At 73.8% G+C, this 11,022-nt stretch carries 13 protein-coding genes; 11 read left to right on the top strand and 2 right to left on the bottom strand.

The window, feature by feature from the left end:
* Positions 1–76 precede the first annotated feature (76 nt).
* The 7 genes from FNX44_RS17420 to FNX44_RS29000 all read left to right on the top strand — a co-directional run bounded on the left by FNX44_RS17420 (position 77) and on the right by FNX44_RS29000 (position 6,648).
* Positions 77–1,003 carry a dihydrodipicolinate synthase family protein gene (locus tag FNX44_RS17420; protein ID WP_143649197.1) on the top strand — a complete coding sequence of 309 codons (927 nt, stop codon included), beginning with the start codon at positions 77–79 and terminating at the stop codon, positions 1,001–1,003.
* A gap of 47 nt (positions 1,004–1,050) precedes the next feature.
* The gene (locus FNX44_RS17425) at positions 1,051–2,052 is read left to right on the top strand and encodes a proline racemase family protein (RefSeq protein WP_143649198.1); all 1,002 of its coding nucleotides are present in this window, start codon (positions 1,051–1,053) and stop codon (positions 2,050–2,052) included.
* A complete protein-coding gene (locus FNX44_RS17430; protein WP_143649199.1) occupies positions 2,049–3,434 on the top strand; it encodes an aldehyde dehydrogenase family protein in 1,386 nt (461 codons plus the stop codon). The genes FNX44_RS17425 and FNX44_RS17430 overlap by 4 nt, the downstream gene beginning before the upstream one ends.
* 107 nt (positions 3,435–3,541) lie before the next feature.
* Positions 3,542–4,240: a GntR family transcriptional regulator gene (locus FNX44_RS17435; RefSeq protein ID WP_143649200.1), complete on the top strand. Its 699-nt coding sequence runs from the start codon at positions 3,542–3,544 to the stop codon at positions 4,238–4,240.
* Between the two features lie 114 nt (positions 4,241–4,354).
* Positions 4,355–5,155 (top strand): VOC family protein, encoded by an 801-nt coding sequence (locus FNX44_RS17440; RefSeq protein WP_143649201.1) that lies wholly within the window; start codon positions 4,355–4,357, stop codon positions 5,153–5,155.
* Positions 5,156–5,302: 147 nt separating this feature from the next.
* Positions 5,303–6,124 carry a hypothetical protein gene (locus FNX44_RS28995; protein ID WP_228449964.1) on the top strand — a complete coding sequence of 274 codons (822 nt, stop codon included), beginning with the start codon at positions 5,303–5,305 and terminating at the stop codon, positions 6,122–6,124.
* 53 nt (positions 6,125–6,177) lie between these two features.
* A complete protein-coding gene (locus tag FNX44_RS29000; protein ID WP_323369410.1) occupies positions 6,178–6,648 on the top strand; it encodes a GNAT family N-acetyltransferase in 471 nt (156 codons plus the stop codon).
* On the opposite strand, the gene FNX44_RS17450 is transcribed toward FNX44_RS29000, so the two are convergent.
* Complete coding sequence (locus tag FNX44_RS17450) at positions 6,635–7,162, bottom strand: GNAT family N-acetyltransferase (RefSeq protein ID WP_143649203.1); 528 nt, start codon at positions 7,160–7,162, stop codon at positions 6,635–6,637. The two genes, FNX44_RS29000 and FNX44_RS17450, sit on opposite strands and share 14 nt — an antisense overlap.
* Positions 7,163–7,356: 194 nt before the next feature.
* Here FNX44_RS17450 and FNX44_RS17455 point away from each other — a divergent pair, with 194 nt between their 5' ends.
* The 3 genes from FNX44_RS17455 to FNX44_RS17465 all read left to right on the top strand — a co-directional run bounded on the left by FNX44_RS17455 (position 7,357) and on the right by FNX44_RS17465 (position 9,006).
* Positions 7,357–7,764, top strand: a complete 408-nt coding sequence (locus FNX44_RS17455; RefSeq protein ID WP_143649205.1) for a cupin domain-containing protein — start codon at positions 7,357–7,359, stop codon at positions 7,762–7,764.
* Positions 7,761–8,273, top strand: coding sequence for a DUF6153 family protein (locus FNX44_RS17460; RefSeq protein ID WP_143649206.1), 513 nt, complete (start codon positions 7,761–7,763; stop codon positions 8,271–8,273). The genes FNX44_RS17455 and FNX44_RS17460 overlap by 4 nt, the downstream gene beginning before the upstream one ends.
* Before the next feature lie 109 nt (positions 8,274–8,382).
* Positions 8,383–9,006: a DUF305 domain-containing protein gene (locus tag FNX44_RS17465; protein ID WP_143649207.1), complete on the top strand. Its 624-nt coding sequence runs from the start codon at positions 8,383–8,385 to the stop codon at positions 9,004–9,006.
* A 96-nt stretch (positions 9,007–9,102) separates the two neighbouring features.
* On the opposite strand, the gene FNX44_RS17470 is transcribed toward FNX44_RS17465, so the two are convergent.
* A complete protein-coding gene (locus FNX44_RS17470; RefSeq protein WP_323369412.1) occupies positions 9,103–10,062 on the bottom strand; it encodes an EamA family transporter in 960 nt (319 codons plus the stop codon).
* Between the two features lie 69 nt (positions 10,063–10,131).
* On the opposite strand from FNX44_RS17470, the gene FNX44_RS17475 reads away from it, so the two are divergent.
* On the top strand, positions 10,132–11,022 hold an 891-nt coding region (locus FNX44_RS17475; RefSeq protein WP_143649208.1), incomplete at its 3' end, for a LysR family transcriptional regulator.

The raw sequence follows: 11,022 nt of genomic DNA on the forward strand, positions 1-11,022 counted from the left end.
CCGCCGACCCCATCTCCGATCCCTCGACCGCCGACACCCGCCCCGCGCGATCCGACACCGACAGAGGAGACCTTCCGTGAGCAGCTCCCCATCGACCACCCAGGCGGAGTGGAGTCGCAGCCGGCCGTGGCGCGGCGTCCTGGTCGCCACCGCCCTGCCGCTGCGCGACGACCTGTCCGTCGACCACGACGCCTACGCCGAGCACGTGCGCTGGCTCATAGAACAGGGCTGCGACGGGGTCGTCCCCAACGGCTCGTTGGGCGAGTACCAGTCGCTGACCGCCGGTGAACGCACGGCGGTGGTCCGCACCGCCGTGGCCGCTGCCGGGGACGGCGCCAGGGTGATGCCGGGCGTCGCCGCCTACGGCAGCGCGGAGGCTCGCCACTGGGCCGAGCTGGCCGCCGCCGAGGGCTGCGGCAGCGTGCTCCTGCTGCCGCCGAACGCCTACCGCGCCGACGAGCGCGCCGTGCGCGCCCACTACGCCGAGGTGGCGAGGGTCGGGCTGCCCGTCGTCGCCTACAACAACCCCAGCGACACCCGCGTCGACCTCACCCCCGGACTACTGGCCGCCATGCACGCCGACGGCCACGTCGTGGCGGTCAAGGAGTTCTCCGGCGACGTGCGCCGCGCCTACGAGCTGGCCGAACTGGCGCCGGAACTGGACCTGTTGGCCGGCGCCGACGACGTGCTGCTGGAGCTGGCCGTGGCCGGGGCCGTGGGCTGGATCTCCGGCTACCCGAACGCCTTCCCGGCCTCGTGCGTCTCGCTCTACCGGGCGGCGGTCGGCGGCGACCTGGACCGCGCGCTGGAGCTCTACAGAGCACTGCACCCGTTGTTGCGCTGGGACTCGAAGACGGAGTTCGTGCAGGCCATCAAGGTGTCGATGGACATCGTCGGCCGCCACGGCGGGCCCTGCCGGCCGCCGCGGCTCGGACTGCCGCCGGATGTCGAGGCCGTCGTGCGGGCGGCCACCGAGAAGGCCATGGCCGAAGGCCACCGCTGAGACACCATCCCGCCACTCACCCGCCGACCAGACCGAGGGGCCGACACATGCGCAGCCGCCACGTCTTCCACACCGTCGACTCGCACACCGAGGGCATGCCGACCCGGGTCGTCACGGGCGGCATCGGCACGATCCCGGGCGCCACCATGGCCGAGCGACGGCTGTACTTCTCCGAGCACCTGGACCATCTGCGCACCCTGCTGATGTACGAGCCGCGCGGTCACGCCGCGATGAGCGGCGCCATCCTGCAACCACCGGTGCGCCCCGAGGCGGACTTCGGCGTGGTCTTCGTCGAGGTCTCCGGGCTGCTGCCGATGTGCGGGCACGGCACGATCGGGGTGGCGACCGTGCTGGTGGAGACGGGCATGGTGCCGGTGACCGAGCCGGTCACCACCGTCCGGCTCGACACTCCGGCGGGCCTGGTCACCGCCGACGTCCGGGTGGCGGACGGCGCCGCGCGGTCCGTCACGCTCACCAACGTCCCGGCGTTCTGCGCCGGGCTCGACCGCAAGGTGGCCGTGCCCGGCTTCGGCACGGTCACCTACGACCTCGCCTACGGCGGGAACTTCTACGCGATCGTCGAACTCGACGCGCTCGGCCTGCCGTTCGACCGCTCCCGCAAGGACGAACTGCTCGCGGCGGGCCTCTCGGTCATGGCCGCCGTCAACCGCACCGACCCGCCGATCCACCCCGAACGTCCGGACATCGGCGAACTCAAACACGTCTACCTCGCCGCTCCCGGCTCCGATGCCACTCGCTCACGACACGCCATGGCCATCCACCCCGGCTGGTTCGACCGCTCGCCCTGCGGCACCGGCACCTCCGCCCGGATGGCGCAGCTGCACGCGCGCGGCCTGCTGCCGTTGGAGCGGGACTTCGTCAACGAGTCTTTCATCGGTTCGGAGTTCACCGGCCGACTTGTCGCCACCACCGAGGTCGGCGGGCTGCCGGCGGTGGTGCCCACGATTACGGGCCGGGCCTGGCTGACCGGCACCGCGCAGTTCTTCCTCGACCCGACCGACCCCTTTCCCGGAGGCTTCCTGCTGTGACCACTCCCGCTGCGACCACTCCCGAGGACCGCCTTGTCTCCCGTAACCCGGCAGCCCCCGCCGACGTGGTGGTGGAGCTGACGCCACCCGGTGAGACTGCGGTACGGGCCGCCGTGGCGCGGGCCCGGATCGCTCAGCCCGACTGGCACATCGGTGGTCCCGCCGTCAGGGCCGCCGCGCTGACCGGCGTCGCCGAGGCGATCGAGTCCGCCGCCGACGAACTCGCCGCGCTGGCCGTGCGGGAGGTCGGCAAGCCGCTGTCCGAGGCGCGCGCCGAGGTCAACCGCACGGTCGCGATCTGGCGCTACTACGCGCAGTTGAGCTACGACCCCGTCGGCGCGGTCCACGAACCGGCGGCGGGCGCGGGGCTGTTGCTGACCAGGCGGCGCCCGTACGGGGTGGCCGGGCTGGTCACCCCCTGGAACTTCCCGCTGGCCATCCCCGGTTGGAAGGCGGCACCGGCGTTGGCGGCGGGCAACACGGTGGTGCTCAAGCCCGCGCCCGAGGCCACGGCCTGCGCGCTGCGGCTGGCCGAGCTGGCCGCCAAGTCGCTGCCCGACGGGGTGCTGACGGTCGTGCCGGGCGGTGCGGCCGAGGGCGGCGCGCTGGTGTCCGCCGCCGACGTGGTGTCCTTCACCGGCTCCTCCGCCGTGGGCGCGGCGGTCGTCGGTACGGCGGCGGCGCACGGGGTGCCCGTCCAGGCGGAGACCGGCGGGCAGAACGCCGCCCTCGTGCTGCCGGACGCCGACATCGGCGCCGCCGCCGGACACATCGCCGCCGCCGTCGCCGGTTACGCGGGACAGAAGTGCACGGCCACCGGGCGGGTGATCGCGGTCGGTTCGGCGCTCGAACCGCTGCGTGAGGCGCTGACCGGGGCGCTGCGCGCCCTGCGGGTGGGCGACCCGGCCGACCCGGCGACCGTGTGCGGGCCGCTGATCTCCGAACGGGCCCGGGACCGGGTGCGGGACGCCGTCCGAGGCCTGCCGACCGTCACCGGGGCGGCACCCCCCGGCGGCGACGGCTGGTTCACGACACCGCTGCTCGCACACGACGTACCACCGGGCCACGAGCTGCTGACCGAGGAGGTGTTCGGACCCGTCGCGGCGCTGCTGCCCGCCGCCGACCTCACCGAGGCGGTGCGGATCGCCAACTCCGTGCGCTACGGCCTGGTCACCTCGGTGCACACGGCGGACCTCGGCGCCGCGCTGCACGGTCTCGACCGGCTCGACACCGGGATGATCCGCATCAACGCCCCGACCACCGGCGTCGACTTCCACCTCCCGTTCGGCGGCACGAAGGCCTCCGGGCACGGTCCACGGGAACAGGGCCGGGCGGCACTGGAGTTCTACACCTCGAGCCGCACCTACACACTCCACCCCTGACCGACCGCCGTACCCTGCGGCCCCGACGCGTTCCTCGCAACAGGGGACAACGTGACATTGCACGCTGGGCTAACCTGAGACCTCCAGCGGCACGAAAGGGAACAACCATGGGGCACCTGAGCCAGCCCAACCTGATCACCGCCCGGGAACGGCTGCGCGACCAGGTGGCCCACGCCCTGCGAGCCGCCCTCATCTCCGGCGAGTTGCGTCCGGGCCAGGTGTACTCCGCACCCGGGCTCGCCGAGGACTTCGGCATCTCCGCCACCCCGGTCCGCGAGGCCATGCTCGACCTGGCCAGGGAGGGCCTGGTCGAACCGGTGCGGAACAAGGGCTTCCGGGTCACCGAGATAAACGAGCGGGACCTCGACCAGTACACCGAGATCCGCGCCCTGATCGAGGTGCCGACCGTGCGCCGGGTCACCCGGGAGGCCGCGCGGGCAGACCTGGAGGCGCTGCGTCCGGTCGCCGAGGAGATCGTGCGCGCGGCGCGCGAGCACGACCTCATCGGCTATCTGGAGGCCGACCGGCGCTTCCACCTCGGTCTGCTCGGGCTCGCCGGGAACGAACGCCTCGTCGAGACCGTCGGCGATCTGCGCAAGCGGTCCCGGCTCTACGGCCTCACCGCACTGGACGAGGCCGGGGAACTGCTGCCGTCCGCGCAGGAGCACCTGGAACTGCTCGACCTGATGCTGGCGGGCGACGCCGACGGCGCCGAGGCGTGCATGGCCCGGCACCTGGGCCACGTCCGCTCGCTGTGGGCCCGAGAGAGCGACGTAGGAGCCGCCGACGCCCCCGCCAGAGCCTGACGACCCGGGGGCTGTACACGTGCGCTGACCTGCGGGGATGCCCCGTACAGGGGCGAGTGTCAGTGGCCGGTGCCATCCTGGGAGCTGTCAGGGATCTGCGAAGGGACTTCTCCCATGATCACCACTGATTTTGTCAAGGGATCCCCCTGCTGGCTGGACCTCGGAGTACCCGACACGGGCGCCGCCGCCGGCTTCTACCGGGCGGTGTTCGGCTGGGAACTCGAGGCGATGGGGGAGGACGACGAGCACCAGTACGGCGTCTTCCGCAGCGGCGGCAAGGTCGTCGGCGGCCTGGGCCGGCTCACCGAGGAGGGCGCCCGGCCGGCGTGGATCATCTACTACCGCACGGACGACGTCCAGGCCACGGTCGCCGAGGCCGAGCGGATGGGCGGCACGGTCCGGATGGCCCCCATGGACGCCGAGGGCGAGGGCTGGCTGGCGCAGCTCAGCGACCCGCTCGGTGGCCAGTTCGCTGTGTGGCAGCCCGGCAGCAACGAGGGCATAGAGGTCACCGACCAGCCCAACTCCCTGTGCTGGACGGAGCTCTACACCACTGACGCGGACGGCGCGAAGGAGTTCTACGGGACGCTCTTCGGCTGGCAAACCCAGGACATGCCGCTGCCGGCGGGAGGCGGCGTCTACTCGCTCATCACGCCCGAGGGGCTGAGCGAGGAGCGCATGCAGGGCGGACTGATGGAGATGCCGGCGGACGCGCTGCCGCTTACCGGTGGCCGCCCGTACTGGCACCCGGTCTTCGCGACGGACGACTGCGACGGTGCCGTCGCCCGGGTCACGGAGCACGGCGGAAGCGTGCAGATGGGCCCGGAGGACGCCGAGGGCGTGGGCCGGCTGGCCGTCTGCTCCGACCCGTTCGGCGCGGACTTCGTCCTCCTCCAGCCGGCGCCCCAGGGCTGAGGCCGGCCGCCGCAAGCAGACGCCGCAAGCGGACGCCGCCGTCGGACGTCGTTGTCGGACGTCGTCGAGCCGGGGCTTCGTGCCACACTGGCCGCGCGTGGGCCCACCGGCCCCGCGAACGACCGCCAGCCGTCCGGAGCCCGCGAGATGACGATCCGCCGCCCAGCCCGCCGCGCCGCCGCCCGCCGCGCCGCCACGGCCGCCCTGTTGGCGGCGGTCACGGCGTTCACCGCCCTGACCGCCACGGGCTGTGGCGACTCGTCGGAGCCCGGTGAGCCGCCGGCCGCCTCCCCGCCGGAGCCGACCGACGACACCACCGACCCCACCGAGCCCCCGGCGTGGCCGAAGAAGCCGGCCCGGGGCGAGCTGTCCGACAACCAACTGGCCCGCTACGCCCTCGCCCAGGGCGACCTCCCCGACTTCCGGATCCGCATCCCGTCCGAGCAGGAGCTGGACGGCATGGGAGAGGAGAAGGCCAAGCAGACCGAGTGCCAGCCGCTGGTGGGCCTGATGGCCGGCGAGCCCGAGCCGCGACCGTCGGCCCGGGTGTACCGCACCATCCACCCGACCGCCGACGCACACGACCCCAGCGGGCTCATCCTCTTCGGCACGCTCGCCGCCTACGACACCGAGGGCGCCGAGACGCTGTTCCGGGGCCTGCGGCGGGCGGTCGAACGATGCGCGGACGGCTTCGAGACGACGGCGAAGGAGGGACTGGCCGCGTACACGGAGGCCAAGGAGCTGCCACGACCGAGGGCCGGCGGCGCCGACGACGCGCTCGCCTACCAACTGGTCGGCGAGGCCGACGGGCAGAAGCTGCCGATCCTCTTCAACGTGCTGCGGGTGGACTCCACGGTCGCCGTCTACTACTCGATGAACCTGCTGGAGCCGGCAAAGGCGGTCATCCCCGAAGCGGTCGTGCGCACGCAGACGCGGAAGCTGACCGCCGGCGGCCCGAACGACGAGTGACCCGGCGGGAAAACCCATGGTCCGCGCTCCGCCGCGGTGCGATACTCCGAGCCGTGACGAACCCCCACACGATCAACCGGAACACCCCCGACACCACCGCGCCGACTCACGGCGCCGGCACCCTCAGCGTCGGTGACGGCGACGAGGAGTTGGACAGGCGGCTCGACGCCGAACTGACCGCGTTCAACACCCGCGCCACCGGCATCCCGGTCACCGAGCTGACCGTGCGGATCACCGACGCCGACGGCGAGCTGCTGGGCGGGCTCAGCGGCTGGAACTGGGGCCGCTGCGGCGGCATCGAGATGCTGTGGGTGCGGGAGGACACACGCGGGCAGGGCGTGGGCGCCAGGCTGATCGCGGCCGCCGAGGAGGAGGCACGCGCCCGCGGCTGCGCGCAGATGATCGTCTCCTCCTTCACCTTCCAGGCGCCGCCCTTCTACGCCGGTCTCGGCTACCGCGAGACCGGCCGGATCGAGGGCCTGCCCGGCGGCCACGCCGACGTCTCCTTCGTCAAGGAGCTGTGACGAGGCTCGGGCGGCCGAGCGCCAGATGCCGCGTGGTGCCACCGTCCGGCTCCTCGACGTCCCGCAACCGGCGGAAGCCGAGCCCGTCCAGCAGGCCCAGCGACGCCTCGTTCCGCGCGTCGACGGTGGCGTGCACCTGCTCCAGACCCAGCGTTTCGAAGCCGTGGCGGAGGACGGCGGTGGCGATCTCCCGGCCAAGACCATGACCCCAGTGGGCGGGCGCGAGCGCGTAGACGACCTCGTGCCCGCCGGCCTCGTCGGTGTGCTTGATCTCGGCGTGGCCGACCAGCTCGGCGTCCTTGCGCACGGCCCACACGTCGAACAGGTCGGTGGCGTACACCTTGCTGAAGATCCGCCGGAACAGCGCCCGGTCCGCGTCCTCCGACGGCACGACGCCGTCGCCCATCCAGCAGGCCACCCGCTCATCCTGGAAGAGCGCGACGAAGTCGTCCTCGTCCGCCTCGCGGTAGGGCGTGAGGGACAGGCGGTCGGTGCGCAGAGTCGGCGTGGGCATGATCGGGAGCGAACACCCGAGCGGGCCGACCGGGCAACCGGATTTCCCCGCTGCTAGCGTCGCGGGACATGGAGGACAGGTTGTGTGACACCCCCGCCGATGCCGGAAGCCCTGCCGACGCCGGAAGCCCCGCCGACGCCGGAAGCCCCGCCGACGCCGGAAGCCGTGTGGACGCCGGAAGCCGCGGGGGCGGCGTGTACGTCGGCAACGCCGGGCACGACGCGGCCCTCGACCGGGGCTGGCTGCTCGGCCACTTCAAGGACGCGGACGACCCGCGCCACAGCGAGGACGTCGAGATCAAGTGGGGCGTGCACCCGCCCGGCGACGAGCGCGCCGAGTGGGTCACGGGCGAGAGCCGCACGGCGCTGCTGGTACTCGTCAGCGGCCGCTTCCGGGTGGAACTCCCCGGCCGCAGCGTCCTGCTGAAGGAACAGGGCGACTACGTGGTGTGGGGCAAGGGCGTGGACCACTCCTGGTACGCCGAGGAGGAGTCCGTCGTACTCACCGTGCGCTGGCCCTCCGTGCCCGGCTACCGGGTGCCGGAGGAGACGGAGAGGGCCGCCGCCCCGTCCGCCGGGCCGGTCCGTACCATGGGGGCGTGACCAGCACCCGCCAGCTCCGCAGCCGCCTCGGCGGTCTCGGTCTGGCGTCGGCGATCCTGGCCGTACTGGTGGGACTGCTGGGCATGCACGGGCTGAGCCCGGCCGGCGGCCTCGACCGCGCCTGGTCCGCCGACCACCACAGGACGGCGGACCAGGCGCACCCGCACACATCGTCCGCATCGCCCACGGCACCGTCCGCGGCGACGTCCGGCGAGACGGCCCCGCACAGCGCCACCACCGACTCCCACCCGCCGCGCCCCGGCCAGCGGGCCGAGACGACCACCCGGGCCGACCAGGCCTGCTCCCACGGCGGCGGCGGGGGCCACCCCCGGCACGCCGACGGGACCTGCGCGGCGGGCGGCGTCTCCGCGGCGCCCGCGCTGTCAGCGCAGGCCTCCGAACCGGGCGGGACGATCGACGTGGTGCCGGCCTTCGGGCGGACGGCCCCGGCCGTCTCCGCGAGCCGCGCGCCGCCCTCTCTCGCCGAACTCCAACTCCTCCGCATATAGGCGGCCCCGCGGCCGGCCGTCCCTCCGACGTGCCGTCCGCGCCGAGCCCCGTTTTCCGCGTAGCCACGCGCCCGAGCGCTGCGTGGCCCCACAGGAGTTGAACGACACGATGCACTCTCACCGCCCCCTCGTCCGGCGCGTCGCAGGCGCCGTCACCGTCCTCACCGCGCTGGCGGCCCTCACGGCCTGCGGCGACAACGGCTCGGACAGCCCCGGCCACTCCGGCGGCCACGGCAACGGCTCGCCGTCGGCACCGGCGTCCCCCGGCAAGCACAACAGCGCCGACGTGGCCTTCGCGACGGGCATGATCCCGCACCACCGGCAGGCGCTCGAGATGGCCGAGCTGGCCACCGACCGGGCCGGTTCGGCCGAGGTCAGGAAGCTCGCAAAGGAGATCGAGGACGCCCAGGAGCCGGAGATCAGGAAGATGAGCGGCTGGCTGCGGTCCTGGGGCGAGCCGGTGCCCCGGCCGGACGACGCCGGTGACCACGCCGGTCACGACATGCCCGGAATGATGAGCCCCGAGGACATGGGCAGGCTGGAGAAGTCCTCCGGCCGGGCCTTCGACACCGCCTTCCTGGAACTGATGATCAAGCACCACGAAGGGGCCGTCGAGATGGCCAGGACCGAGCAGAAGGACGGCGCCTACCAGCCGGCGAAGGACATGGCCAAGGAGATCGAGAGGTCGCAGAGCGCGGAGATCAAGCAGATGCGCGAACTCCTCGACCGCTGACGGCCGCCTCCCCGGCACCGGCCGGCCCGGGCCCCTCACCCGAGGGGCATTCCGGGCCGGCCGGTCCGCCCGCACGGCCGAGCGCCGGGCGGGCGGTCAGCTCCGTCCGCGCCGCCCTGTGGCCACCGCTCCGGCGCTGGCCGCCACCACCAGGGCGATCGCCAACGCCTCGAGGACGCCCATCCGCTGGTCCAGCACCACCAGCCCGGCCACGGCGGCGATCGCGGGCGCCAGACTCATCAGGATCGCGAAGGCGGCCGCGGGCAACCGCCGCAGCGCCAGCAGCTCAAGCGAGTAGGGCAGCACCGAGGACAGCACGGCGACCGCCGCGCCCAACGCCAGGATGCGGGGCTCGACCAGCGTGGCGCCCGCCTCCGCAACCCCGAACGGCAGACTGACGACGGCACCGACCGACATCGCCAGCGCCAGCCCGTCGACCCGCGGGAAGCGGCTGCCGGCCCGCGCGGAGAGGAGTATGTACGCCGCCCACAGCGCGCCCGCGCCCAGCGCGTAGGCGACACCCGCGAGGTTGAGCCCGTCGAAGCCTCCCCGGCCGAGCAGCGCCACCCCGGCGAGCGCGAGCCCCGCCCACAGCCAGCTGATCCGCCGCCTGGCGGCGAGTACGGACAGCGTGAGCGGACCGAGCACTTCGAGTGTCACCGCCGCGCCGAGCGGGATGCGTGCGATGGACTGGTAGAACAGCATGTTCATCAGGCCGAGCGCGAGCCCGAAGCCGGCGATGACCGCCCAGTCGGCCCGGCGGTAGCCGCGCAGAGTGGGGCGGCAGAGCGCGAGCAGCAGCAGCGCGGACAGCGCGAGGCGGAGCGAGACCATGCCGGCCGCACCGGCCTGGGGGAAGAGCAGCGCCGCCACGGCCGCGCCGAACTGCATGGAGAACATCCCGCCGACCACCAGCGCCACCGGCAGCAGCGGCCCGGCGGTGTACCGCGGACGGCCCGGCGCCGGGCCGGCGTCCGGCCCAGGGCCCCCGCGGTCGGCCGTGGCGGACGCGGGCGGGGGAGCGGAAGCGGTCTCGGTCAGCCGGGAGTCACTCACCCAATCGACGGTACGAGCCTTTCTGCCGGCTGGGAAATGCCTTTCGCGCTGCGGTTATGCTTGACGGGCATGACCGTCGAGCTTCGTCACCTCCGCTGCTTCCTCGCCATCGCCGAGGAGGGCGGCGTGACCCGCGCCGCGCGGCGGCTGCACGTCGGCCAACCGGCCCTCTCGCGGACTCTGCGGCAGCTCGAGACGCATCTGGGCGTCCTGCTGGTCGACCGGTCCACACACCATCTGGAACTGACCCCGGCGGGCCACGCCCTGCTGCCCCGGGCGCGGGCGGCCGTCGCCGCCGTCGAGGCGGCGCTCGACCCGGCCACGCTCGGCGACTGGCCGCTGCGGCTCGGACACGCCTGGTCCGCGCTCGGCGACCACACGACGCCCCTGCTGCGCGCCTGGCAGCGCGCCCGCCCCGACATCCCGCTGGAACTGCTGCGGATCGACGAGCGCACGGCGGGACTCAGCCAGGGACGGGTGGACGCCGCACTGCTGCGCGGCGGCACCGGCAGCGGCGTACAGGGCGACGCCCCCGCGCCGGGGAAGGGCTTCCACGTCGAACTGCTGATGACCGAGCCGCGGATCGCCGCCGTCCCCGCCGACAGCCCGCTGGCCGCGCGGGAGAGCGTGACGCTGGCGGACCTCGCGGCGCACCCGGTGGCCGTGAACACCGTCTCCGGATCGACCAGGCCGGAGCTGTGGCCGCCGGACGCCCGCCCCGCCGCCACGCTGCCCGTCGCCAACACCGACGACTGGCTGGCCGCCATCGCGGCCGGGCGGGCGGTGGGCGTGTCGGTGGAGTCCACCGCGGAGGTCCACCGCCACCCCGGCGTGGCGTACCGCCCGTTGCCCGACGCGCCGGGGCTGCCGCTGCTGCTCGTGTGGCCCGAACCACCCACCCACCCGGCGGTGCCGGCGCTCGCCGCGCTGATCCGGAACGTCATCAACACCCCTCCCGAC

The sequence above is a fragment of the Streptomyces alkaliterrae genome (assembly GCF_007097205.2).
Taxonomy (GTDB): domain Bacteria; phylum Actinomycetota; class Actinomycetes; order Streptomycetales; family Streptomycetaceae; genus Streptomyces; species Streptomyces alkaliterrae.